At 73.0% G+C, this 24,670-nt stretch carries 23 protein-coding genes; 11 read left to right on the top strand and 12 right to left on the bottom strand.

All coding sequences use genetic code 11. From position 1 onward, the window contains the following. Positions 1-35: 35 nt before the first annotated feature. From ACGFZS_RS30045 to ACGFZS_RS30035, 3 genes are all read right to left on the bottom strand, one after another. On the bottom strand, positions 36-905 hold the full coding sequence (locus tag ACGFZS_RS30045; protein ID WP_393548067.1) for a hypothetical protein: 870 nt from the start codon (positions 903-905) through the stop codon (positions 36-38). Between the two features lie 106 nt (positions 906-1,011). After that, the gene (locus ACGFZS_RS30040; RefSeq protein ID WP_393797716.1) at positions 1,012-2,538 is read right to left on the bottom strand and encodes a hypothetical protein; all 1,527 of its coding nucleotides are present in this window, start codon (positions 2,536-2,538) and stop codon (positions 1,012-1,014) included. Between the two features lie 134 nt (positions 2,539-2,672). After that, complete coding sequence (locus tag ACGFZS_RS30035) at positions 2,673-3,368, bottom strand: GntR family transcriptional regulator (RefSeq protein ID WP_393797715.1); 696 nt, start codon at positions 3,366-3,368, stop codon at positions 2,673-2,675. Positions 3,369-3,540: 172 nt separating this feature from the next. Here ACGFZS_RS30035 and ACGFZS_RS30030 point away from each other — a divergent pair, with 172 nt between their 5' ends. The 5 genes from ACGFZS_RS30030 to ACGFZS_RS30010 are packed head-to-tail and all read left to right on the top strand — an operon-like array spanning position 3,541 to position 7,996. Further along, positions 3,541-4,857 (top strand): MFS transporter, encoded by a 1,317-nt coding sequence (locus ACGFZS_RS30030; RefSeq protein ID WP_393797714.1) that lies wholly within the window; start codon positions 3,541-3,543, stop codon positions 4,855-4,857. Continuing rightward, on the top strand, positions 4,854-5,702 hold the full coding sequence (locus tag ACGFZS_RS30025) for a putative hydro-lyase (RefSeq protein WP_393797713.1): 849 nt from the start codon (positions 4,854-4,856) through the stop codon (positions 5,700-5,702). Before ACGFZS_RS30030 ends, ACGFZS_RS30025 begins: the two co-directional genes overlap by 4 nt. A gap of 19 nt (positions 5,703-5,721) precedes the next feature. Next, a complete protein-coding gene (locus ACGFZS_RS30020; protein WP_393797712.1) occupies positions 5,722-6,480 on the top strand; it encodes a LamB/YcsF family protein in 759 nt (252 codons plus the stop codon). 32 nt (positions 6,481-6,512) lie between these two features. Then, the gene (locus ACGFZS_RS30015; RefSeq protein WP_393797711.1) at positions 6,513-7,130 is read left to right on the top strand and encodes an allophanate hydrolase subunit 1; all 618 of its coding nucleotides are present in this window, start codon (positions 6,513-6,515) and stop codon (positions 7,128-7,130) included. Next, positions 7,127-7,996 carry a biotin-dependent carboxyltransferase family protein gene (locus ACGFZS_RS30010; protein WP_393797710.1) on the top strand — a complete coding sequence of 290 codons (870 nt, stop codon included), beginning with the start codon at positions 7,127-7,129 and terminating at the stop codon, positions 7,994-7,996. The genes ACGFZS_RS30015 and ACGFZS_RS30010 overlap by 4 nt, the downstream gene beginning before the upstream one ends. Positions 7,997-8,080: 84 nt before the next feature. Here ACGFZS_RS30010 and ACGFZS_RS30005 read toward each other — a convergent pair whose 3' ends face one another. From ACGFZS_RS30005 to ACGFZS_RS29985, 5 genes are all read right to left on the bottom strand, one after another. Continuing rightward, complete coding sequence (locus tag ACGFZS_RS30005) at positions 8,081-8,932, bottom strand: SGNH/GDSL hydrolase family protein (protein WP_393548080.1); 852 nt, start codon at positions 8,930-8,932, stop codon at positions 8,081-8,083. After that, positions 8,929-10,134, bottom strand: a complete 1,206-nt coding sequence (locus tag ACGFZS_RS30000; protein WP_393667553.1) for a glycosyltransferase — start codon at positions 10,132-10,134, stop codon at positions 8,929-8,931. Before ACGFZS_RS30000 ends, ACGFZS_RS30005 begins: the two co-directional genes overlap by 4 nt. Next, positions 10,131-11,261, bottom strand: a complete 1,131-nt coding sequence (locus tag ACGFZS_RS29995) for a glycosyltransferase family 1 protein (protein WP_355722692.1) — start codon at positions 11,259-11,261, stop codon at positions 10,131-10,133. Before ACGFZS_RS29995 ends, ACGFZS_RS30000 begins: the two co-directional genes overlap by 4 nt. Positions 11,262-11,487: 226 nt before the next feature. After that, entirely contained in the window at positions 11,488-12,906 is a 1,419-nt protein-coding gene (locus tag ACGFZS_RS29990) for a HEAT repeat domain-containing protein (protein ID WP_393797709.1), read from the bottom strand. 300 nt (positions 12,907-13,206) lie between these two features. After that, complete coding sequence (locus ACGFZS_RS29985; protein ID WP_359224704.1) at positions 13,207-13,599, bottom strand: ankyrin repeat domain-containing protein; 393 nt, start codon at positions 13,597-13,599, stop codon at positions 13,207-13,209. 294 nt (positions 13,600-13,893) lie between these two features. Between ACGFZS_RS29985 and ACGFZS_RS29980 the strand changes: the two genes are divergently transcribed. After that, positions 13,894-14,088, top strand: a complete 195-nt coding sequence (locus ACGFZS_RS29980; RefSeq protein ID WP_355722683.1) for a hypothetical protein — start codon at positions 13,894-13,896, stop codon at positions 14,086-14,088. 37 nt (positions 14,089-14,125) lie between these two features. Further along, entirely contained in the window at positions 14,126-15,682 is a 1,557-nt protein-coding gene (locus tag ACGFZS_RS29975) for a hypothetical protein (protein ID WP_393797708.1), read from the top strand. Positions 15,683-15,812: 130 nt separating this feature from the next. On the opposite strand, the gene ACGFZS_RS29970 is transcribed toward ACGFZS_RS29975, so the two are convergent. Next, on the bottom strand, positions 15,813-17,312 hold the full coding sequence (locus ACGFZS_RS29970) for a PLP-dependent aminotransferase family protein (RefSeq protein WP_393797707.1): 1,500 nt from the start codon (positions 17,310-17,312) through the stop codon (positions 15,813-15,815). A 101-nt stretch (positions 17,313-17,413) separates the two neighbouring features. Between ACGFZS_RS29970 and ACGFZS_RS29965 the strand changes: the two genes are divergently transcribed. From ACGFZS_RS29965 to ACGFZS_RS29950, 4 genes are all read left to right on the top strand, one after another. Further along, a complete protein-coding gene (locus ACGFZS_RS29965) occupies positions 17,414-18,067 on the top strand; it encodes a YitT family protein (protein WP_393797706.1) in 654 nt (217 codons plus the stop codon). Beyond that, positions 18,064-18,831 carry a glycerophosphodiester phosphodiesterase gene (locus ACGFZS_RS29960; RefSeq protein WP_355722673.1) on the top strand — a complete coding sequence of 256 codons (768 nt, stop codon included), beginning with the start codon at positions 18,064-18,066 and terminating at the stop codon, positions 18,829-18,831. The genes ACGFZS_RS29965 and ACGFZS_RS29960 overlap by 4 nt, the downstream gene beginning before the upstream one ends. Positions 18,832-18,870: 39 nt before the next feature. Then, positions 18,871-20,220, top strand: a complete 1,350-nt coding sequence (locus ACGFZS_RS29955; RefSeq protein ID WP_393797705.1) for an MFS transporter — start codon at positions 18,871-18,873, stop codon at positions 20,218-20,220. A 291-nt stretch (positions 20,221-20,511) separates the two neighbouring features. Then, on the top strand, positions 20,512-20,886 hold the full coding sequence (locus ACGFZS_RS29950) for an RNA polymerase-binding protein RbpA (RefSeq protein WP_010046329.1): 375 nt from the start codon (positions 20,512-20,514) through the stop codon (positions 20,884-20,886). Positions 20,887-21,013: 127 nt separating this feature from the next. Here ACGFZS_RS29950 and fxsA read toward each other — a convergent pair whose 3' ends face one another. The 3 genes from fxsA to ACGFZS_RS29935 all read right to left on the bottom strand — a co-directional run bounded on the left by fxsA (position 21,014) and on the right by ACGFZS_RS29935 (position 24,649). Continuing rightward, positions 21,014-21,577 carry an FxsA family membrane protein gene (fxsA, locus tag ACGFZS_RS29945; RefSeq protein WP_393797704.1) on the bottom strand — a complete coding sequence of 188 codons (564 nt, stop codon included), beginning with the start codon at positions 21,575-21,577 and terminating at the stop codon, positions 21,014-21,016. 65 nt (positions 21,578-21,642) lie between these two features. Then, on the bottom strand, positions 21,643-22,437 hold the full coding sequence (locus ACGFZS_RS29940) for a polyprenol monophosphomannose synthase (RefSeq protein WP_355720838.1): 795 nt from the start codon (positions 22,435-22,437) through the stop codon (positions 21,643-21,645). A 607-nt stretch (positions 22,438-23,044) separates the two neighbouring features. Further along, entirely contained in the window at positions 23,045-24,649 is a 1,605-nt protein-coding gene (locus ACGFZS_RS29935) for an amidohydrolase (protein ID WP_393797703.1), read from the bottom strand. Positions 24,650-24,670: the final 21 nt, after the last annotated feature.

Below are 24,670 nucleotides of genomic sequence, written 5' to 3'. Positions count from 1 at the left end.
ACTCTCGTAAGGCTTGGGAAAGGGGTTCTGACGGCTCAGGAGTGGAACGGCAGCCCGGCGTCGGCGACCAGGTCCAGATCCTCGGTGTCGTCGGCGGGCATCAGACTGGCCGTGCCGTCGGTGACCGGGACGACACCCAGCTCCAGCAGCTCGGCCATGGCGGCGCTGCCCGCCATGTCCCGTACCTGGAGCTGGTAGCGGGCCGTCGTGCGGTAGGTGCCGCCCTGCTCGTCGCCGGTCCGCTGGAGGAACCCGGAGTCGGTGAGGAAGACGACCGCCTTGCCGATGATCCCGGTGGTGGAACCGGCCAGCCGGCGGGCGTCCTTGGTGGCACCGGTCGCGCTGCGTCTGGCCCAGATCCGCCAGGCGGCCTCCAGGCCGGGCGCGTCGGTGGCGGGGTCGGTGTTCTCCCCCAGCTCCTCCGCCCGCTCCTCAAGGCGGCGGCAGGCCTGCCGTACGAAGGCGTCGACGCCGTTGACCGTGATCCGCCCGATGTACCCGTCGTCGGCCAGGTCCTCGGGACGCGGGAAGGCCAGTGCGGCAACGGCGAGATGCGCGAGTCCGTGCAGGAAGCGGTCGCTGCCGTCGGCGGACGTACGACGCGCGTAGTCGCCCATGCGAACGGCGAACACCGAGTCCTCGGCGGCGGTCACGGCCATCCCCGCGCGGGGCGACACCTCCAGCACCACAAGACCGAGCCCGGCGGCCACGGCATCCGCGAGCCGCGCGAACACGGGGTCCTCCCGGTACCGCCGCAGCAGCTCCGTGTACTCCTGGTCACGCGCGGGCTGCAGCTTGGGCTGCAACCCGAAGGCGACGAGCCGCGCGGCATCGGCGGCATCGGCCGGCGTGACGGCAGCGGGCGCCGCCCCGGCAGACACCTCAGCCTCGACGTACTCGCTCACTACGACAACTCCCTCGACTTGAAAACAGGGGTCGGCGCAAGCGCCCCGTCAGGGGCGCGGGGAACTGCGCGACCAGCCACGAACGACCCGCACCCGACGCACGACATCACGCCGCCTCGGTCCGATCCGCAGCCATCCCCACCGCGTCCAGCAAAGCGGTCCCCACGATCAGATCCGCCCCACCGAACTCGGGATCGTCCAGCTCGGTCCCGTCGTCCACGGCGAACAGCAACTTGCCCTCGCCCTGCCGATACGCCGTACCGACCGCCGGACTGGCCGCGTGAACAGCCAACAGGGCCACCAGGTAAGGCAGATCGGGATCGGACCGCCGCGCCTGGGCCAACAGCCCCGACAACCGCCGCGGCGCGTCGGCCGGAAGATCCAGCAACTCCATCGCCGCCGCCAGCTGCTCCTCGCTGAACCGGCTGTCGTCCGGTGTGGCGATGAGGTCCGGCTCCGGCATCTCCGCGCCCAGGTGCTCCCGCTCGACCGGCGGCGTCAGCAGTATGTCGACGAGGTCGCCGACCCGCACCGACACCGGCGTCCGCAGCCCGGTGCCGCGCGCGAAGAACGCGCTGGTGACCCGGCTCGCCTGCTCCAGCGGCAGCGGCAGCAGCGGCGCGAGGAGATGCCCGTACAGGTCCGTGCCGGACGTCGTCATCGGTGTCGCGAACGCCTGCCGGTCCTGCTCCGCGCGGAACAGCGGCCCCGCCTCCAGCAGTCGCGACTGCAACTGCGTATGGCGTCGGATGCAGTCCTTGACGATGTCGACGAGTTCGGCGGCGCGCCGCTTGTTCTCGGGCTCCTCGGTCTCGTCGCGGGCCTTGCGGATGTTGGTGAGGATCGCGTTCTCGTGCCGGTAGCGGTCGGCGACGTGGTCCAGGGCCTCGGCGATCATGTCGGGCACGGCGTTGAGCCAGTCCACCGCGCGGACGTTGCGCCGGGTGGCGTCCAGGGCGCGGCGCAGGGACTCCGAGTACTGCACGGTCCGGTAGCGGGCCTGCTCCGCGGCGAGCTGGGCGTCGGCGAGGCGGCCGCGGTTGACCAGCACCTCCAGCTTGACCTCGGCGGCGATCTGGGCGCTGGTGACGTCCGTGTCGAGGGCGCCGACCAGGACGTTGACCGCCTCGTCCGTGGTCCGCAGGTACACCGTGCCGCCGGGGCCCGGCACCTCCTCGATGAGCTTGAAGTCGTAGTCCCGGCGGACGTAGGACCCGTCGGGCGCGAAGGTGCCGTACACCGCGCGGAAGCCGCGGTCGACGCTGCCGACGTTGATCAGGTTCTCCAGGACCCAGCGGGCCACCCGCTCGTGCTCGGCGACCGGGCGGTGCGGGGTCTGGGCGGAGATGCGCGGGATCAGCCGGGCGACGATCTGCTCGTGGTCGGCGCCGGTGTCGAAGTCCATGTTGAGGGTGACCAGGTCGATGGCGGAGAGGGCCACCTCGGCCATGCCGTAGACCGAGTACTCGCCGGCCAGGTTCGCCTTGCGGGTGTCGAGGTCGTGCAGCGGCGCGGTGCACGCGAGCGCGCGCAGCCGCCGCGCCAGCCCCTCGTCGGCGGCCGGGCCCGGTGCCGGGCGCGGCCCCGCGCCGAGCTGGGGCGGAACGCTGTCCGTCGATGCAGGCGAAGTCACGGTGCACAGACTAGGTCCTGGGTCTGACATCGGCCCAAACGACGCAGGTGGCTCCGCCGGTGGGGCCGGGTGGGTGCGGGTGGTTCGCCACGGTGCGGGCCGGTGGGGGCTCGTCGCGCAGTTCCCCGCGCCCCTTACGGGGCGCTGTCGACCCGGCGTCGATAGACCTCCACCACTCGTTCCAGCGAATCCGTGAGGTAGGTCTCAAGCAGCCGTTCCGCTCCGTATCTGTCGCCCGCTTCCAGGGCTCGGAGGATCTCCCGGTTCCGGGCCAGGTACGGCTCGTGCAGCGCGTGCGGGTCGTCGACCACGTGGAACGCGAGGCGGAGTTCGGCGAAGACGCTGCGCATCAGTTCGTCGGTGCGGTCGCTGCCGGCCAGGGCGACCAGCTCCCGGTGGAAGTGGATATTGGCCGTACCCACTGCTTTCCAGTCATCTCCGGCCGCCGCCCGCTGCCCTTCGGTGACCGCCGCCGACAGGGCGTCCAGGGCGTACGGCGGGTCGCCGAGGCCGCGTACGACGGCGCACTCGACGAGGGTCCGGGTGCGGTAGATGTCCTCGACGTCCTCGACAGTCAGGACGCGGACGAAGACGCCCCGGTTGAGTTCGTGGACAAGCAGGCGTTCATGGGTGAGCAGCCGGAACGCCTCGCGCAGCGTGTTGCGCGAGACGCCGAGCGCACCGCCGATGCCGTCCTCCGACAGCCGGGTGCCCGGTGGGAAGTACCCCTCGGCGATCCGGCTTCTGAGGATGTCGGAGACCCGTTCGGCGGTGCTGGTGCGCCCGAGGAGGGCGCGGTCGTCGGCCAGTCCCGTCAGCTGCTCTGCCATGCCCGGAATTCAACCGCAGACACAAGAACGAAACAACGTGCCTATTGAAGGATCGTTGAACGATCCTCTACGGTGCTCATCACGCTCACCTCGACACGGCCCCCGCACGGCCCCTAGGGCCCCCGCACGGCTCAGTCCACGCACCCTCCGTCCCCTCGTCTGCGAGGTGCACATGAGCACGACTCCTCCACCCCAGGCCCTGACCGGCACACAGCCGGACAAGGGTGAACGCGCCGCCGAGGACGGCGCGTTCGGCTGGCTGCACGCCCTCGGCCCGCGCGGCCGGCGTGCGTTCGCCGGTGCTTTCGGCGGATATGCCCTGGATTCATACGACTACTTCACGCTGCCGCTGAGCATGGTCGCGCTCGCGGCGTACTTCGGTCTGGACAGCGGCCAGACCGGCCTGTTCACCACCGTCACCCTGGTGGTGTCCGCGATCGGCGGCGCCGTGGCGGGCGTGGTCGCGGACCGGGTCGGCCGGGTCCGCGCCCTGATGATCACGGTGATCACCTACGCGGTCTTCACGGTGGCCTGCGGTTTCGCGCCCAACTACGAGACGCTGCTGGTGTTCCGCGCGCTCCAGGGTCTCGGTTTCGGCGGCGAGTGGGCGGTCGGCGCGATCCTGGTCGCCGAGTACGCGAGCGCCCGGCACCGCGGCCGCACGCTGGGCGCGATCCAGAGTTCCTGGGCCGTCGGCTGGGCGCTCGCCGCGATCGTCTACACGCTGGTCTTCTCGTTCGTCGGCGACGACATGGCCTGGCGGGTGATGTTCTGGACCGGCGCGCTGCCCGCGCTGCTCGTGGTCTGGCTGCGCCGCCGGGTGCACGACGCCCCGCAGGCGGTCGCGGTTCGGGAACAGAGCCCGCAGCGCGGCTCGTTCGCCGCGATCTTCCGGCGGGGCACGGCCGACGCGCCCGGGCTGCTGCGCACCACGGTCTTCGCGGGCCTGCTGTCCACGGGGGTGCAGGGCGGCTACTACACGCTGGCGACCTGGATCCCGACGTACCTCAAGACCGACCGCGGTCTGTCGGTCGTCGGCACCGGCGGCTATCTGACCTTCCTGATCTCCGGGGCGTTCCTCGGCTACCTGACCGGCGGCTATCTCACCGACCGGCTGGGCCGCCGGCGCAACATCTGGCTGTTCGCGCTGTTGTCGGCGGTCTCTGTGCTGGCGTACGCGAACATCCCGGACGGCGCCAACACCCTGCTCCTGGTGCTCGGTTTCCCGCTCGGCTTCTGCATGTCGGCGATCTTCAGCGGCTTCGGTTCGTATCTGAGCGAGCTATACCCGACGGCGGTGCGCGGCACCGGACAGGGCTTCACGTACAACACCGGACGCGCGGTGGGCGCGGTCTTCCCGACCCTGGTGGGCTTCCTGGCCGACAGCTGGGGCGTGGGCGGTGCGCTGGTCTTCGGCGCCGCCGGATACGCGCTCGCCGCCCTGGCCCTGTTCGGACTGCCGGAGACGCGCGGGAAGGAACTGGCGTGAACCGTACGGAAGACCGCTCACCCGTCCTCGCGACCGAGGACCGGCCCGTCGTGCTGACGGACGAGCACGCGCACGCGTGGAGCCCGCACACCGCGCGGGCCCGCTTCCGGGAGGGCCGCACGGGCGCCACGGCCGGGGTCGCGGCCGGTCACACCCAGGCGAACCTGATCTCGGTGCCCGCGGACTGGGCGTACGACATGCTGCTGTTCTGCCAGCGCAACCCCAAGGCCTGTCCGGTGCTCGACGTCACCGACGCCGGGGCCACCGGCACCGTCCTCGCGGAGGGCGCGGACCTGCGCACCGACCTGCCGCGCTACCGGGTGTGGCGGGACGGGGAGCTGGTGGACGAGCCGACGGACGTGCGCGCGTACTGGCGGGACGACCTGGTGTCGTTCCTGCTCGGGTGCAGCTTCACCTTCGAGTGGGCGCTGGCCCGGGCCGGAGTGCCGATCCGCCACGTCGAGCAGGGCCGGAACGTGCCGATGTACGTCACCAGCAGCCCGTGCCGTCCGGCGGGGCGGCTCGGCGGGCCGATGGTGGTGTCCATGCGCCCGGTGCCCCCGGCGCATCTGTCCGCCGCGATCCGGGAGAGCAGTCTGCTTCCGGCGGTGCACGGCGGCCCCGTGCACTGCGGCGATCCCTCGGTGCTCGGCATCGAGGACCTGGGCCGACCGGACTTCGGCGACCCGGTGGACGCCGACCCGGACGACATCCCGGTGTTCTGGGCGTGCGGGGTGACCCCGCAGGCGGCGGTGATGGCCTCACGGCCGCCGTTCGCCCTCACGCACGCGCCGGGCCAGATGTTCATCAGCGACGCCCGCGACGAGCAGTACCGCGTGGCCTGACAGGGGAGACAACGGATCCATGACCTCGATCGACCTGAACGCCGATCTCGGCGAGGGCTTCGGCCGCTGGCGGCTGACCGACGACGAGCAGTTGCTGTCCGTCGTCACCAGCGCCAACGTGGCCTGCGGCTTCCACGCCGGGGACGCGGCCACCATGCGGCGGGTGTGCGAGCTGGCGGCCGGGCGCGGGGTGACGATCGGCGCCCAGGTGTCCTACCGGGACCTGGCGGGGTTCGGGCGGCGCGCGATGGACGTGCCGCCCGCCGAACTGGCGGCCGAGGTGGCCTACCAGATCGGCGCCCTCGAGGTCTTCGCCCGGGCGGCGGGCTCCCGGGTGGCGTACGTGAAGCCGCACGGCGCGCTCTACAACCGGGTCGTACACGACGAGGAGCAGGCCGCCGCGGTGGTCGACGGCGTGCTCCTAGCGGACGCCTCGCTGCCCGTGCTCGGGCTGCCCGGTTCGCGGCTGCTGGAGCGGGCCGGGAAGGCGGGGCTGCCGGCCGTCCCGGAGGCGTTCGCGGACCGCGCGTACACCGACGAGGGGACGCTCGTCCCGCGCGGGCGCGAGGGCGCGGTGGTGAGCGACCCGGAGACGGTCGTGGAGCGCTCGGTGGAACTGGCGCGCTCCGGCGCGGTCATCGCGCACTCCGGCGCACGCATCGCCGTACGCGCGCGCTCCCTCTGTCTGCACGGCGACACCCCGGGCGCCGTGGAGCTGGCGCGCCGGGTGCGCGCGCGGCTCACGGAGGCGGGCGTGACCGTGGCGGCCTTCGCATGAGCGGGACCGACCGCACGGGTACCACCATGCCCATGACCACGCGGCTCGTCGGTGACGACGCCCTCCTCGTCGAGGTCGGCACCGGCGCCGACGCCCGGTCGCTCCACGCCGAGCTGCTGCGCCGCCGCGCGGAGGGCTCGCTGACGGTCCGCGAGATCGTGCCCGCCGCCCGCACGGTCCTGCTCGACGGCCTCGACGACCCGGCCCGCCGGGCCGCCGAGCTGGCCGCCGCCGCGATCCCGCCCACTCCCCCACGCGCGCGTGCGGCGATCGAGCTGCCCGTGCGCTACGACGGCCCGGACCTCGCCGAGGTCGCCGCGCACTGGCGGGTGCCCGAGCGGGAGGTCGCCCGCATCCACGCGGGGGCCGACTTCACGGTCGCCTTCTGCGGCTTCGCGCCGGGCTTCGGCTACCTCACCGGGCTCCCCGCCCGCTACGACGTGCCGCGCCGCGCCACCCCGCGCACGGCCGTGCCCGCGGGCGCGGTCGCCCTGGCCGGGCCGTACACCGGGGTGTACCCGCGCTCCTCGCCGGGCGGCTGGCAGCTGATCGGGACGACGGAGGCGGTGCTGTGGGACCACACGCGGGTGCCGGCCGCGCTGCTGACGCCGGGGACGCGGGTGCGGTTCGTGCCGGTGGGGGACCTGTGACCGACCGCGCGCTCGTCGTCGTACGGGCCGGGGCGCTGACCACCGTGCAGGACCGGGGGCGGCCCGGGTACGCGCATCTCGGGGTGCCCCGGTCCGGCGCCCTGGACGGGCCGGCCGCGGCGCTCGTCAACCGGCTGGTCGGCAACTCCCCCGACGCGGCGGTCCTGGAGACGACGCTCAACGGCTGTGCCGTACGGCCGCGTTCCACGGTGGTCGTCGCGGTCGGCGGTGCGCCGTGCCCGGTCGCGGTGGGCGGGCGCCCGGCCGCGTGGGGCGCGCCCGTGGTGGTTCCGGCCGGGGAACTCCTCGAGGTGGGAACGGCGCTGTCCGGCGTACGGAGTTATGTGGCCGTATCCGGTGGGATCGCCGTCGAGCCGGTGCTGGGCAGCCGGGCCACGGATCTGCTCTCCGGGCTCGGCCCCGCTCCGCTGGCGGACGGCACGGTGCTGCCGCTGGGCGCTCCGGCGGGCCCGCACGCGCGCGTGGACGTCGGACCGCAGCCGTCCCCGCCGGCCGAGCTGGTGCTGCGGGTGACGCTGGGCCCGCGCGCCGACTGGTTCACGGCCGGTGCCGTCCGGGCGTTCACCTCGCGCGCGTACCGCGTGTCGTCGGCGAGCAACCGGATCGGGCTGCGCACGGAAGGGCCCGCCCTGGAGCGGGCCCGTCCCGGTGAACTCCCCAGCGAGGGCATGGTCCTCGGCGCCGTCCAGGTGCCGCCGGACGGACGTCCGGTGGTGTTCCTGGCCGACCATCCGACCACCGGCGGCTATCCGGTGATCGCGGTGGTCCGCGCCGCCGACCTCCCGGCGACGGCCCAGGCGGTCCCGGGCACCCCGGTCCGCTTCGTGGCCGTACGCCGCCGCTGAACCGCCTTACGGCACCGCTCGTTCGGCGGGGCCGGCGCCCTCGGTCGCACGCGGCACCCTCGGTCGCACGCGGCGCCCTCGGTCTCACGCGGCGTCGGCGGGCCGCTCCGGCGGGTGGAGGGCGGCGAGCGCGGCGGAGACGGCGGCCGACGCGCTCAGGTCCAGACGGGCGCTGGTCCCCTTGCGGCGGTGCCGCATCTCGTCGAGGGCCAGCCGCATCAGCTGGGGCAGCAGGTCGCGGCAGCGCCTGATCACCCAGGCGGTGCCGGCGGTGGCCAGCCACAACAGGCTCGCCGACTTGGTCGGCGCCGCGAACTCGGGCTCGGGGGACGGCGCCGTCCCCGTCGCCTTGCCCATCGGGGCGAGCATGGCGTGGAAGCGGACCGCGAGCTGCCGGTGCCCGCGCTCGCACGGATGCAGCCGGTCCGCGCTCCACAGCGCGCGGTTGGTGAGCCACTCGCCCTCCGCCGCGTGCAGATGCACGGCCCCGTACCGCTCCGACAGGGCGTGCACGACCGCGTTGACCGCACGCTGCCGGCGGGCCAGCGGGCGGGCCAGCGCGCCCGGGAGCCTCAGCATCGAGCCGGGGTCGGGCAGACAGGCCGTGAGCAGGGTCGCGCCCTGCTGGGTGAAGGCCGCGTAGACCCTGTCGAGCCGTTCGGCCACCGCGTGGATGTCGAAGGTGCAGCGCAAGGTGTCGTTGACGCCTATGACGACGGCGACGATGTCGGGGCGCAGGTCCAGTGCGGCCGGGGTCTGGCGTTCCAGCACGTCCCGGGTCTGCGCCCCGCTGACCGCGAGGTTGGTGAAGTCCACGTCCTTGACGGCGAGTCCGCCGGCGAGCAGCGCGGCCCAGCCGCGCCACCCGTCACCGGCGGGGTCGCCCACGCCCTCGGTCAGCGAGTCCCCGAGCGCCACGAAACGAACCGCTCTCATGCCACGCCCTCCGGCACGACACGACGGACCGGTTCCGTCGCTCCGCTCTCGTCACGACGGCACAGCACCGGCGCGTCGTGCGCGGCGAGGAAGGCCTCCACGGCCGTTCCCCAGCCGAAGCACTCCGCACGCGCGCGTGCCGTCTCCCGGCGCTGGGCGGCGGGGCGCTCCAGGAGCATCTCCACCGCGTCGGCGAACGCCTCCCCGCGGTCGGCCGCGGTGGCCCCCGCGGAGCCGATCACCTCGGGCAGCGCGGAGGAGGCGCTGGCGACCACGGGGGTCCCGCAGGCCATGGCCTCCAGGGCGGCGAGCCCGAAGGTCTCGGCGGGCCCGGGCGCCAGCGCCACGTCGGCGGACGCCTGCAGCGAGCCGAGGGTGTCCCGGTCGGAGACGTGCCCGAGGAAGGTCACCGGCAGCCGGCGCTCCCGCGCGCGCTGTTCCAGGCGCTCCCGCAGCGGCCCGTCGCCGGCGACGACCAGGATGACCCGGCGCCCGCGCCGTACCAGCGCCTCCAGGGCGTCCAGGGCGGTGCCGGGCCGCTTCTCCACGGACAGCCGCGAGCACATGACGAGCAGGGCCTCGTCGTCGCGCGCGTACCGCGCCCGCAGGTCGGGGTCGCGCATCGAGGGATGGCGGCCGATCAGGTCGACGCCCAGGGGGGCGCGTACGACGTTGCGCGCGCCGATGCGGATGAACTCGCGCTCGGCGAACTCGGTGGTGCACACCACGCGCGCGTAGGTGTGCGCCGTGCGGATGTTGAGGGCGTCGGCGGTGCGCCGGGACATGTTCTCGGACAGGCCCCAGGTGCGCAGGACACCGTCGGCGGTCTCGTGGGAGACCATCACGGCGGGGACCCGGGCGCGCCGGGCCCAGCGGCCGGTCCAGCGCAGGGTGGTCCGGTCGGACACCTCCAGGCGGTCCGGGGCGAGGCGCTCCAGGAGGGTCTGCACCCGCTTCTTGTCGACGAGGACGCGGTAGCCGCCGGTGCCGGGCAGCAGCGGGCCGGGCAGCGTGATGACCCGGCCCTGCTCCTCGTCCCGGTCCGAGTAGCGCTCGCCCGGCACGATCAGGACCGACTCGTGACCGGCGGCCACGAAGCCCTTCCCGAGCTCGCGCAGGGCGGTGCGCAGACCGCCCGACGACGGGGCCACGAAGTTGGCCAGCCGGACGATGCGCAGGGGCGCGGACGGAGAGACGCTCATGCCGCCACCACCGGCCGGCGTGCCGCGAGCACGTCCTCGTAGTGCTGGATCAGCTGGTCGCCGACGGCGGCCCAGGTGCGGCCCTCGACGGTCTGGCGGGCGGCGGCGCCGAAGCCGGCCCGCAGCGCGGGGTCGGCCACCAGGGACGCCACGGCCTCGCGGACGGCGCCCGCGTCGCGCGGCGGGACCAGGAACCCGGTGCGGCCGTGGTCGACCAGGTCGATCGGGCCGCCGACGGCGGGCGCGACGACCGGGACGCCGCTGGCCATGGCCTCCTGGACGGTCTGGCAGAACGTCTCGAAGGGGCCGGTGTGCGCGAAGACGTCGAAGGAGGCGAAGATCCGGGCGAGGTCGGAGCCGGTGCGGCGGCCGAGGAAGACCGCGCCGGGCAGTGCCTCGGTGAGGTGCGCCTGGCTGGGCCCGTCGCCCACGATCACGACCTTGACGCCGTCCAGGCCGCAGACCCCGGAGAGCAGTTCGATCTGCTTCTCGGGGGCGAGCCGGCCGACGTAGCCGACGATGACCTCGCCGTTGGGCGCGATCTCGCGGCGCAGTGCCTCGTCGCGGAACTCGGGGCGGAAGCGGACGGTGTCCACGCCGCGCTGCCACAGCTGGATCCGGGGGACGCCGTGCGCCTCCAGGTCGCTGATCGAGGCGGTGGACGGGGCGAGGGTGCGGTCGGCGGCGCCGTGCACGGACCGGATCCGCCGCCAGGCGGCGGCCTCCCCGGCACCCACGTAGGTACGGGCGTATCCGGCCAGATCGGTCTGGTAGACGGCGACGGCGGGGATGCCGAGCCGGGCGGCAGCGGCCATGCCGCGGACACCGAGGATGAAGGGGCTGGCCAGGTGCACCACGTCGGGGCGGTGCTCGATCAGCGCGGCGGCGAGCTTGCGGCTGGGGAGAGCCACGCGGACCTGGGGATAGCCCGGGAGCGGAAGGGAGGGGACATGGACGACAGGGCACGGCGCGGCGGCCGCGGCGAGCCTGTTTCCGGGGGCGGGGGCCGGTGCGACGACGAGGGGAGCGTGACCGCGATCGACGAGGTGTCGGGCGGTCTGGAGCGCGCAGTGGGCCACGCCGTTCACATCGGGGGGAAAGGATTCGGTCACGATGACGACACGCATACCGGTGTTGTCGCCGCGCTGAACGTGGCCGCGTCAAAGTGGATCTTTCCGATGGTTAAACGTCCCATGAGCGTTGGCCTGCACACCCGAGCGGGCCAGCCTGCGTCCATGCGTGGCTGGCCTGTCGGTCACGGGCTGTTCACCCGGCGGGCAGTCGTCCGCGTACGGAACGTGCGGGGAACCCCCCGTGGTTCCCGTGGTGAAGCCGTCGTCCCCCGTGGATATGTCACACGGCGGGTGTGTCCGGTCCGATGCGGCTGCGGACGGCCGTCTGGACCTCGGCCTCCTCGGCGGGGTCGGCGGCGAGCCGGCGGAGCTGTTCGACGACCCGGGCGTCACCGGTCTCGGCGTGCCGGGCGGCGATCTCGCGGGTGGTCTCCTCGCAGTCCCACAGGCATTCGACGGCGAAGCCGGTGGCGAAGGAGGGATCGGTGGCGGCCAGGGCGCGGGCGGCGCGGCCGCGGAGATGGGACGAGGCTGTCTCGCGGTAGACGTGCCGCAGGACGGGGGCGGCGCAGGCGATGCCCAGCCGTCCGGTGCCGTCGACGAGCGTCCAGAGCGTCGGGGCGTCGGGGCCTTCGCCGCGTACGGCCTCCCGGAGGGCGGCGAGGACCAGTTCGCTGTCCTGGGCTCCGCCCCGGCAGGCGAGCATCCGCCCAGCGGCGGCGCCCAGGGCGTCGGGCCGGCGGGCCCAGCCGCGGGCCCGGTCGACGGCGGCGATGCTGCGCATGCGTTCGAAGGCGTCGACGGCCGCCTCCAGGACGGCGGCGGTGCCGTCGGTGACCGCGGCCTCGATCAGGTTCAGCGCGTCGGGGTCGTTGCTGTCCGCGAGGTAGCGCAACGCGGTGCAGCGGGCTCCGTCGGTGCCGTCCTTGGCGGCCTGGAGGATCTCCGGCCGGTCCTCGGGTCCGGCCACGGCGACCAGGCAGCGGGCGGCCGGCACATGGAGGGCCGCGCCCCGGTCGACGCCCTGCTGGGCCCACTCGAAGACCGCCCGCACGCTCCACCCCGGACGGGGCCCGGTAGGTCGCATCTGGCGTTGCCAGCGGTCGAAGCAGCCGGTCTCCTGCGCGGCACGCACGCGCGTGGCGATCGATTCGCGCGGATCCTCGGCCCACAGCCGCCAGGGCCGTGGTTCGAAGGCGTCCCGGACGGCGGCGGCCAGTTCGGCCTCGCCCTCGGCGTCCGTGGTGAAGCGCGCGAGCACCGGGGCGGCCAGGGCGCGCAGGCCCGCGTCGTCGTCCCGCAGGGCGAGCTCGTCCAGGGCCCAGGCCCAGTTGGAGCCGGTGGCGGCGTACCTGCGCAGCAGTAGGAGCGCGTCCCGCCTGCCGTAGGAGGCGAGGTGCCCGAGCACGGCCAGCGCGAGGCCGGTACGGGACTCCTCGTCGTCGAGGACGTCCTCGGGGTCGAAGAGATGCGCCTCGATGGCGTCCAGCTCGCCGTTCAGGTCGAGGTAGAGCCGGGCGTAGTAGAGCGAGCGGTTCTCCACCTGCCAGTCGTGGCGGGGGTCGCTCAGCACACAGTGGTGCAGAGCCGCGAGCGCCTCGGCGCGCGGGGCGGTGAGCGCGTGCAGCGTGCCGTCGCCTCGGCCCCGCTGGAGCAGGCCGAGCAGCGTGCCGCTGGGCGCTATGACCGGATCGAACATGGGAAACAGCCTCACATCAAGCGTCGACGCAACCGGGGAACACGCATTACCTGGCCGCGTGACACAACGTCGGAGCGCCCGCCGTCTCTTGCTTGCTGTAGACCATTTCTCTCTGCCTCTCGTCAGTGGCCCATGCGGGCCGATCACGGCCCGCGCGGTGCGGCAACACCTGCCCAGCCATCGCGTCCGTGAATCACGACGTCATGATGACTCGGCACTTCGACCTGCCGCGACCGAAATTTCGGCGGCCCTGTACCGCCTCCCCCGTTATGTGTGTTTTCGCTGGTCAGAACAGACGTATCAGTGGGTACCGAACAAATCCAGAATCTCCGCCTTGCCGAACATCCGTGCGGTGTCGACGGCCGACGGGGTGCCCGAGGCCGGGTCCGCGCCGGCCTCCAGAAGCACCTTGATCACTTCTGTCTCACCCTTGAAGACCGCCCCCGCGAGCGGGGTCTGGCCTCGGTCGTTGATCCGGTCCGCCTCGGCGCCCCGGGCCAGCAGTTCACGCACCGCCTCGGCGTGCCCGTGGTACGCGGCGAGCATCACCAGGGAGTCGCCGCGGTCGTTGGTGAGGTTGGCCGGAACGCCCGCGTCGACGTAGGCCACGAGCGCCTCGGTCCGCCCCTGCCGGGCCAGATCGAAGATCTTGGTCGCCAGCTCCACGACCTCGGGGTCGGGGGCTTCGCTCATCGCACGGACCGCCTCTCCTGTGTGCTGCGGGGACTTTCGCGGACGGGTGGAGCGTACGGCAACGGGCGGGCCGCGGGGCCGTACGAGTGAATCGTCAGCGTACTGGCTCCGGGTGCACATGACCGGTTCCGCCCGAGGTAAAGATCACCGCAGTCAGCACAGGTCAGGAATGATCCACCAATCGAGTGAAATTCGCCAGAATTCACCCCATTGCACCTTTTATCGTATGGATACCTGCTGTGATCCTGGAAGAACTCATGGTGACTGTCCCCCTTCGACACCAGGAGACCTCAAATGATCCTCTCCATGTCAGGCGTCGTCCTGCTCGGCATCATCGTCTTTCTCTTCTTCCGGAAGGACGGGCTGAAGGCGTCGCACGCCACGATCTCGGCGCTCTTCGGCTTCTACCTCGCCAGCACGGCCATCGCACCGAGCATCAAGGCAGGCGGCGAGAGCCTGGCCAGCCTGCTCGGCGGCATCAAGTTCTGACGCCGCTCCCGTCCGTACGCACCGTCAGGAGACAGCAGTGGCCCGGCGCCCTCTTCCCCGCATTCTGAGCAACGGCGGCATGCAGCTCGCCCGGAGCCGGGAGCTGGCCCGGACGGCTGCCGACAGTGCCACCGACGTCCTCCATCCGCTCATCACCGTCACCCGCGGACTGCGCCGGCTGGCCTCGGCCGGGCGGCGCAGATGGGCGGAGACACCCAAGGACAAGCGGGGGCCACTGCTCTTCCTGGTGGCCTCGGTCGTCCTGGTCGTGGCACTGGTGCCGTACGGGCCCCTGCTCGCCGTCATCACCCTGATGGCGGCGAGCGCCTGGCACGGCCGTGACACCGCCCCACCCCCGCCGGAGGGCCCCGACGAGTCGCAGACCCAGCGGCTCCAGTCCCTGTACGAGGCCCTGGTGCCGTACTTCTCGGCCGCCGAGGACCCGGCGCCGCTGTACGCACACGGCGGGGAGTGGGAGAAGGCCTTCATCGCCCACGAGTTCGACGACACGGGCCGGGTCGGCCAGCTCCTGATCCGCTACCCCGCCTACTTCCCGGACGGCGAGCCCGCGGCCCGCGCCCGGATCGAGAACCTCCTCACCGCGAAGTCCGGGCGGGGCCGCGAGTACCACTTCGCGTGGGACGAGGAGGGCAACCACCTCACGGTGAACGTCCTCGCCCCGCTGCCCACCGACATCGCCGCCCAGCGCTTCGTCACCGCGCCGGGCGAGACGGTCCTCGGCTTCACCGACCCCGCCGAGGTCCAGCGCACCCTCCCGCTCGCCTACGGCGACGACCGGCGGGACGTCCCGCCGGTCGTCTGGCGCACCGGCGCCCGCTCCACCGAGCCGCACCTGCTGGTCGTCGGCCGCCCCGGCAGCGGTACCTCCACCCTGCTGCGCTCCATCGCCCTGCAGGCGCTCCAGTACGGCGACGTCCTGGTCGTCGAGGGCGGCGGCACCGGCGAGTACGCGTGCCTCACCGGCCGGGACGGGGTGCTCGCCGTGGAGTGCGGGCTCACCGGAGCACTCGCCAGCCTGGAATGGGCCGCGCACGAGACGGAACGCCGGCTCGTCGCCCTCAACCGCGCACGGCAGGCCGGCCACCCGCAGCCGGACGACTGCAAGCGCCCCCTGTGGATCCTCCTGGACCGCCCGAGCGCCTTCGTCCACCTGGCCTCCGCGGCCGGCCACCCCGATCCGCAGTCCCACCTCCAGGTCCCCCTCCGCCACGGCCGCGCGGCCAACGTCACCGTGGTCATCGCCGAACAGCTCGACAGCGCGGACGCGTTGAGCGAGGCGGTACGACAGCACACCCCCGCGCGTGTCGTCCTCGGCCCGGCCCTGCCCGACGAACTCGCGGCGGTACTGGGCGCCCCACCCCACACCACGCCCCTGGCCCAGGTACCGCCCGGCCGCGGCTACGCCCGGCTCGGCCACGGCCCGGTACTCCGCCTCCAGGTACCGGCCACCCCCGACCCGTACGACGACGCCACGAGCGACGTCTACCGCGAAGCGGTGCTGTCCCTGCTGCCGCCGCGCAGCGGGGAACTGGACGACGCGGTACCGGTGGAGGCCGCCGTCGCCGAGGGCTGAGGCAGGGGCGAGACACGGCCGCACAGCGCCCCGTCAGGGGCGCGGGGCTGTGTCGATGTGCGGCTCCGCCGCGTGGGCGCGACCAGCCCCCACCCACCCGCACCCGACCCACTACGCCACAGACAAACCCCTACGCCACAAACGTCCGCGGCGACTCGCTCCCCCCGGACGCCCCCGCCTCCACCGACCGCGCCGCCGCCGCCAGCCGCACCGCCGCCTCGTCCGCCACCGCTCCCCCCACGGTGAACGGGAGCCGCACATACCCCTCGAAGGCCCCGTCGACCCCGAACCGCGGCCCCGAGGGAACACGTACCCCCACCCGCTCCCCCGCCTCCGCCAGCCGCGAACCGGACAGCCCCCCGGTCCGCACCCACAGCGTCAGACCGCCCTGCGGAACCTCGAACTCCCACTCCGGCAGCTCCCGCCGGACCGCCGTCACCAGCGCCTCCCGGTTCTCGCGCGCCTGTGCCCGGCGCAGGTCGACCGCCTGCTCCCAGCCACCGGTGCTGAAGAGCCAGTTCACCGCCAGCTGCTCCAGCACCGGCGTCCCCAGGTCGGCGTAGGCCCGCGCGGCGACCAGGCTGCGGATCACGTCGGGAGCCGCCCGTACCCAGCCGATGCGCATGCCCGCCCAGAAGGCCTTGCTGGCGGAGCCGACCGTGATGACGGTCGAGCCCGCCGGGTCGAAGCCGCAGACCGGGCGGGGCATCTCCACGTCCGCGTCCAGCCACAGCTCGCTCATCGTCTCGTCGGCGACCAGCACCGTACCCGCCGAGCGGGCCGCGTCCACCAGCCGACGGCGCTGGTCCTCGTCGGCCAGCGCCCCCGTGGGGTTGTGGAAGTCGGCCACCACGTACGCGATCCGGGGCGCCGCCTCCCGCAGCACCTGCCGCCAGCGGTCCACGTCCCAGCCCGAGAGTCCTTCGGCCATCGCGACGGGGACGAGACGGGCGCCCGCCTCCCGCATCAGCTGGAGGATGTTGGCGTACGACGGCGACTCGACGGCGATGCGTTCGCCGCGCCCGCCGAAGAGATGACAGATCGCGTCGATCGCGCCCATCGCACCGGTCGTGACCATGATCTGCTCGGGCATGGTGGGGATGCCGCGCGCCGTGTAGCGCTCGGCGATCATCGCGCGCAGGACGGGGAGCCCGGCCGGGTAGTCGCCGTGCGTGTGGGCGTACGGCGGGAGTTCCTCCAGGGCGCCCTGGACCGCGCGGGTCAGCCACGGCTCGGGCGCGGGCAGGGCGGCGGTGCCGAGGTCGATCACCGAGCCGAGGGCCTCGGGAGGCAGCGGTTCGAGGCCGCGGGCGGGAAGCGGGTTGCCCGCCGGGACGGCGGTCCAGCTGCCGGCGCCCCGCCGGGACTCCAGGAACCCCTCCGCGCGCAGCGCCTCGTACGCGGCCGCCACCGTCGTACGGCTGACGGACAGGGACAGCGCCAGCTCGCGTTCGGCGGGCAGCCGGGCGGCGACGGGGACGCGTCCTTCCAGGACCAGCAGCCGGATGCCGTCGGCGAGGGCGCGATAGGCGGGCGGACGCCGGGTGCCGGGGCCGGCGGGCCGTTCCTGCTGCGAGTTGAGCAGCCGGGCGAGCTGCGCGGCACCCACCGCCGAGGTCCACTGCGCCATCCGAATCAGTCCACCTTCCCCGAATTGGCCATGGCCGGCCGTCTCGACCCAGCCACAGAGTGACACGGGTCAGGCCACCTTTACCATCAGGGGGGTATCCCTTGTTCACGCGAGGCCGTCTCGGACGACGGTTGGTCCAGCTCTACGCGGGGCTCACGCTGTACGGCGTGAGTTCCGCGCTGCTCGTCGAGGCGGGCCTCGGTCTGGAGCCCTGGGGCGTGTTGCACCAGGGGCTCGCCGGGCACACCGGGCTGAGCATCGGCACGGTGTCGATCGTCGTGGGCGCGGCCGTGCTGCTGCTGTGGATCCCGCTGCGCCAGCGGCCGGGCCTGGGCACGGTCTCCAACGTCTTCGTCATCGGGCTCGCGATGAACGCCACGCTGGCGCTCGTCCCCGGGGCGCACGCGTTCGCCGTGCGGATTCCGCTGATGGCGGCGGGCATCGTGCTCAACGGGGCGGCGACCGGCCTGTACATCGCGGCGAGCTTCGGGCCGGGTCCGCGCGACGGTCTGATGACCGGGCTGCACCGCCGCGGTGGCCGGTCGATCCGGCTGATCCGGACGGGGATCGAGGTCGCGGTGGTGGTCACGGGGTTCGCGCTCGGCGGGACCGTCGGCGTCGGCACCCTGCTGTACGCGGTGTCCATCGGGCCGCTGGCGCAGCTGTTCCTGAAGGTGTTCGCCGTTCCGGCGGCATCCGGTGGCAGTACGGTCGTTGCCAAGGGGTCATCGGCGCAGGTCATACTTCGCCCGTGAGCACGCTGATACGCCACCCGTACCTGGACCACCCCGGTCCCATCCCCTTCGCCCACCGGGGCGGGGCCGCGGAGGGCCTGGAGAACACCGTGGCGCAGTTCCGGCGCGCGGTCGAGCTCGGCTACCGGTACATCGAGACCGATGTGCACGCGACGGCGGACGGCAGGCTCGTCGCCTTCCACGACGACACCCTGGACCGGGTCACCGACGGGGCCGGCCGGATCGCCGACCTGCCGTGGCAGGACGTACGGCAGGCGCGGGTGGCGGGCCGTGAGCCGCTCCCCCTCTTCGAGGAGCTGCTCGAAGAGTTCCCCGACGTCCGCTGGAACGTGGACGCCAAGGCGGAACCGGCGCTGCGGCCGCTGCTCGACCTGATCGAGCGCACGGACGCCTACGACCGGGTGTGCGTGGGGTCGTTCTCGGAGGCACGGGTGCTGCGGGCGCAGCGGCTGGCCGGGCCGCGGCTGGCCACCTCGTTCGGCACCCGCGGTGTGGTCGGGCTGCGGCTGCGTTCCTGGGGGCTGCCCGCGTCGGTGCGCCGGTCGGCCGTCGCCGCCCAGGTGCCCGAGTCGCAGTCCGGGGTCCCGGTGGTCGACCGGCGCTTCGTGCGCGCCGCCCACGCGCTCGGGCTGCACGTCCACGTGTGGACCATCAACGAACCCGAGCGGATGCACCGGCTCCTGGACCTGGGAGTCGATGGCATCATGACCGATCACATCGACACGTTGCGCGAGGTCATGCGGGACCGCGGCGTCTGGTTCTGAGACGCGCACGGCACCGCCACGGGAAAGGCGAGGGCACGGGTGGGCACCGAGACCGTGCGGACGGGGGCCTTGGACGAGGCCGCCGAGCTGCGGCGCGAACAGCGCGGCTGGTACTTCTACGACTGGGCGTGCTCGGTCTACTCGACGAGCGTGCTCACGGTGTTCCTCGGCCCGTACCTCACCTCGGTCGCCGAGCACGCGGCGGATGCCGACGGCTATGTGCATCCGCTCGGCGTCCCGGTGCGGGCGGGCTCCTTCTTCGCCTACTCGGTCTCCCTGTCGGTGATCCTCGCGGTGGTGCTGATGCCCCTGGTGGGCAGCGCCGCCGACCGCACCGGCCGCAAGAAGCACCTGCTGGGCGCGGCCGCGTACACCGGGGCCGCGGCGACCACGGGCATGTTCTTCCTGGACGGCGACCGCTATCTGCTCGGCGGGATGCTGCTGGTCGTCGCGAACGCCGCCCAGTCCGTCGCCCTGATGCTCTACAACTCCTACCTCCCGCAGATCGCCCCGCCCGAGGAACGCGACGCGATCTCCTCCCGGGGCTGGGCCTTCGGCTACCTGGCCGGCTCCCTGGTGCTGATCGTCAACCTGGTCCTGTACTCCGCGCACGACTCCTTCGGCCTGTCCGAGACGGAGGCGGTCCGCATCTGCCTGGCCGCGGCGGGCCTGTGGTGGGGCGCCTTCACCCTCGTACCGCTACGACGGCTGCGCGACCGGGGCGACCGGACGCCGGCCGAGGCGACGGCGCCGGGGCTGCGTCAACTCGCGGCGACCGTCCGGGACATGCGCCGCCATCCGCTGACGCTCTCCTTCCTGCTGGCGTACCTCGTCTACAACGACGGCATCCAGACGGTGATCTCGCAGGCGTCCGTCTACGGCTCCGAGGAGCTCGGGCTCGGCCAGTCGACGCTCATCGGGGCCGTCCTGCTGGTGCAGGTGCTGGCCGTGGCGGGCGCCCTGACGATGGGGCGGCTGGCCCGGACGTACGGGGCGAAGCGCACGATCCTCGGCTCACTGGTGGCGTGGACGGTGACGCTGGCGGCGGGGTACTTCCTGCCGGCCGGGGCACCGGTGTGGTTCTTCGTCCTCGCGTCCGGCATCGGCCTCGTGCTGGGCGGCAGCCAGGCCCTGTCCCGCTCCTTGTTCTCGCATCTGGTGCCGCCCGGCAAAGAAGCCGAGTACTTCGCGGCGTACGAGATGAGCGATCGGGGGATGAGCTGGCTGGGACCGTTGTTGTTCGGGGTCACCTACCAGCTGACCGGGAGCTACCGCTCGGCGATCATCTCGCTGGTGGCCTTCTTCGTCATCGGCTTCGTGCTGCTCGCGCGAGTACCGGTGCGGCGGGCGATCGGCGAGGCGGGCAACCCGGTTCCGCAGAAGATCTGAGGAAGATCCGCGAAAAGATCCAGCGGGAAGATTTAGCGTTCAACGCGGAAGGGCGGTAGTGTACGCGTTTGGCCTGCCAGGCGTACCGTTACTGCGCGTCAAAGATGCCGAAACGCTGGGTGACATCTGCTAGCAGATGTGACAAACCGGGCGCTGGTGGGTACAACAAGGGGCGGCTACGACGGCGACGCATGACCCGGAACGGGAATCTTTACCGCCGACCGGACGTTGACCGGATGACGACGACAGCGACACCTGTCCTGTGGGCGACAAGCCCGGGAGGCACGATTCATGAGTGAGCGAGCTCTTCGCGGTACGCGCCTCGTGGTGACCAGCTACGAGACGGACCGCGGTATCGACCTGGCCCCGCGCCAGGCCGTGGAGTACGCATGCGAGAAGGGGCACCGGTTCGAGATGCCCTTCTCGGTCGAGGCGGAGATCCCGCCGGAGTGGGAGTGCAAGGTCTGCGGGGCCCAGGCACTCCTCGTGGACGGCGACGGCCCTGAAGAGAAGAAGGCCAAGCCCGCGCGTACCCACTGGGACATGCTGATGGAGCGGCGCACCCGCGAGGAACTCGAAGAGGTCCTCGAGGAGCGTCTGGCGGTTCTGCGTTCCGGGGCGATGAACATCGCGATTCATCCCAGGGACAGCCGCAAGTCCGCATAGTCCCGTCCAACGGGAAGCCGACACAACCAAAAACCGAGGGCGCCGCACGTTCAGTGAACGTGCGGCGCCCTCGTTTCCGCGTGCCCGCCCGGGGAGCCGTTTCCGGCTGCTGCCCGGCCCGGGGCGGTCACCGCGTCAGCGGCGGCCGCTCTCCCTGCGTGCCGTCGCCCGGCTGCGGGCCCGCGTCGCGGATCACCTCGCCCTGGACCACCTTGCCGTCGGGGCGGTGCATACGGGCCTGCTGGAAGGCGTTGCCCAGGGTGCCGGGGGCGGCGGCGCGGAGCTTGCGTTCGAAGGTGCGCTCCGCGAGGCGGGAGACCGCCTTCTGCACCGGCGGCAGCAGGAGCAGCAGACCGAGGGCGTCGGAGACCAGGCCGGGGATCATGAGCAGCAGGCCGCCCAGCATCATCAGGCCGTTGCCACCGCCGCTCTCCGGGGAGCCGCCGCGCTGGATCGCCTCGTTGAGGCTCCGGAAGGCACGCCGGCCGGCCCGCTTGATGACCACGGAACCCGCGACGAAACCCGCCACCAGCAGCAGGAACACGGTCATGCCGCCCGCCGCGCCCGCGACCACGGTCAGCAGCCAGACCTCCAGCACCAGCCATGCGGCGATGCCCAGCGGCAGGTATCTGGCAAGCCGGGAGCGCCGGGGCCGGTCGGTGTACGGAGGGGTCTGCGCGCCAGTCGTCATGCGTCCAGTGTGCCTGGGCCCGGCTCAGTGCGGGATAAGGGGTTGATCAGCCGGATCTGTGTCCGCTAGGACGTCCTGCCCTTGCCGGTGATCCTGCCGACCCGCTCGGTGACGCCCCACGAGGTGACCCGCCACAGGGCCTCCACCAGGATGTCGCGGCTCATCTTGGAGTCGCCCAGCTCACGCTCGACGAAGGTGATGGGCACCTCGACGACATGGAACCCGGCCTTGATGGCACGGCGGGCCAGGTCGACCTGGAAGCAGTAGCCCTGCGAGGCGACCTCGCCGAGCCCCAGCCCTTCCAGGGTCTCCCGGCGGAAGGCGCGGTAGCCGCCGGTGATGTCCCGGATCGGGAGATCCAGGGCGAGGCGGGAGTACAGGGAGCCGCCCCGGGAGATGAACTCGCGGGACTTCGGCCAGTTGACGACCCGGCCGCCGGGCACCCAGCGGGAGCCGAGCACCAGGTCGGCGCCCTTCAGCGCGGTCAGCAGACGGGGCAGCTCCTCCGGCTGGTGGGAGCCGTCGGCGTCCATCTCGATGAGCACGCCGTAGCCGTTGTCCATGCCCCAGCGGAAGCCCGCGAGATAGGCGGCGCCGAGGCCCTCCTTGCCCTTGCGGTGGAGCACCTGGACGTGGTCGTCCTCCGCGGCCAGTTCGTCGGCGAGCTTGCCTGTGCCGTCGGGGCTGTTGTCGTCCGCCACCAGCACATGTGCCTCGGGGACGGCCTGGCGCACCCGGCCGACGATGGACTTGATGTTCTCCGCCTCGTTGTACGTCGGAATGATCACCAAGGCCGTGCCGAGCGGGCCGAACCGCCTCCCCTGGGCCTGTGCCGCGAGGGTCCCGTCGCCGTCGTTCACTGCTGCCCCTTCATGTCGTACGCAGGGGTCCACCATAGTGGCCGCTGCCTGCGCTGACGTGACAGCTCATTCGTATGGTGGTGTCGATTCCGCAAGAGCGGGGTAAGGATGCCCGTTTCGGGTGGCGGTCATCCGTTCTTTCGCCATCCTGTTCGCCCGCGGAGCCACTCTGTTCCCCTACGGATGGGGGCCCGGCGCCCTTCGGGCCGACCTGGGACCCGCTGGCTGCGGGTCGACCGAAAGCCGTTGTCTACTGAGCTCCGGGCCCCACCCGGGTCACACCTCCCGACCGGCCGGAACGTTCCCTCGTCGGCGCGGGCGCTGAGCCTGGCTCCCAGTGACGGTGCCCCGGTGCGGCACACCGTCCCTGACCCAGCGGCGCTGCGACGAGTGCGCGAACTGCTCCCCGGTCGGGCGTCCGGTGGTGGACTCGGCCGAACCTACCGGCCCGCTGCCGCTGGCTGTCAACAGCCGTTTGACCTGCGCAGACAACCTCAAACCCCTGGTCAGCGCGGAGGATGCGCAGGTCGCGCGACGGGCCGGTGGCCGACGATCACGATCACGCCACCCCGGGAGATCACTCGCCCGGCCGTACGAATGCGCCGGGTCACTCGCCCGGTCGTACGAACACGGTCCGGCCGCCCACCACCGTGCGCAGGCAGACCGGCAGGTCGCGGCCGGGGGTCAGGTCGGGCAGGCCGGGGGTGCCGGAGCGCGGGTCGGTGGACCAGCGGGCGACCCGGTCGTCGGGGGCCTGCACCACGAGTTCGTCGGTGCGCCAGACCGCGTAGTCGGCGGGCGCGCCGGGCACGAGGACGCCCGCGTCGTCGCGGCCGATCGCCCGCCAGCCGCCGCGCGTGTGCGCGGTGAACGCGGCGCGGACCGAGACCCGGTGCTCGGGCGTGTGGTGGAAGGCGGCGGCGCGGACGGTCCCCCAGGGGTCGAGGGGCGTCACCGGGCTGTCGGAGCCGAAGGCGAGCGGGACCCCGGCCTTGAGAAGGGCCGCGAAGGGATTGAGGGTGCGGGCCCGCTCGGTGCCGAGCCGCTGCGCGTACATCCCCGCCGCCCCGCCCCACAGCGCGTCGAAGGCGGGCTGCACCGAGGCGATCAGGCCGAGCTCGGCGAAGGCGGCGATGTGCTCGGGCGTGAGCATCTCGGCGTGCTCGACCCGGTGCCGGGCGGCGCGCACGCGGGCCGGGCCGACCTTCTCGGCGGCGGCGCGCACCCCCTCGACCACGGAGGTCACGGCGGCGTCGCCGATGGCGTGGAAGCCCGCCTGGAGGCCGGCCTCGGTGCAGGCGATGACATGGGCGGCGACGGCGGCCGTGTCCAGGTAGGCGGAGCCGGTGTGGGTCTCGTCGGCGTACGGCTCGTGCAGACAGGCGGTGTGCGAGCCGAGGGCCCCGTCGACGAACAGGTCACCGGCCGCACCGGCCGCGCCCAGCTCACGCGCCTTGTCCGGATTCTCCTCGGCCCAGTAGCCGACCACCCGGGGTCCGGGCACCTCGGCCGCGAGCCGCAGCAGGCCGGTGAAGTCGTCCTCGGAGGAGATCTTCGGCCCGCCGCACTCGTGCACGGTGCCGATACCGAGGGAGGCCGCGTGCGCCAGCGCGGTGCGCTGCGCCTCGGCGCGCTGTACGGGCGTCACGGCCGCGAACGCCGCCGCGCGTACGGCGTGGTGGGCGTCGCTCGTCAGCGGGGCGTCCTCCCGGGGTGCCACGCCCGGGACCAGGTCCAGCAGCGCCGTGGTGACGACCGCCGAGTGGACGTCGATCCGGGAGAGATACAGCGGGCGTCCACCGGTGACCGCGTCCAGCTCGGCGCAGCTCGGCGGACGGCCCTCGGCCCAGCGCGAGGCGTCCCAGCCGTGCCCGAGCAGTACCCGGTCCCCCGGGCGACCGGCGGCGAAGTCCCGCACCAGTGCGAGCGCCGCGTCCAGAGAGCCCGCCCCGGACAGGTCGAGGCCGGTCAGCGCGAGCCCGGTGGACGTGGTGTGCACATGGGCGTCCGTGAAGGCGGGGGTGACCAGCGCACCGTCCAGGTCGACCACCTCGTCGACCCCGTCCGCGAAGGCGTCCGCGGCCCCCTCGGACCCGACCCAGGCCACCTGCCCCCGCTCCACCACCATCGCGGTCGCGAACGGATCGGCGGGACTGTGCACCTCTCCACGACGGAGAAGAACGGTCTTGGACTCGGCGGCAGGCTCACTCATGAGGACCAGTCTCACCCCTCA

Origin of the sequence: Streptomyces sp. NPDC048288 (genome assembly GCF_043201555.1) — a bacterium.
In the GTDB taxonomy this organism is placed as follows: Bacteria; Actinomycetota; Actinomycetes; order Streptomycetales; family Streptomycetaceae; genus Streptomyces.
Note: the sequence above shows the minus strand (reverse complement) of the source record. Positions and strands in the feature narration are given on the sequence as shown.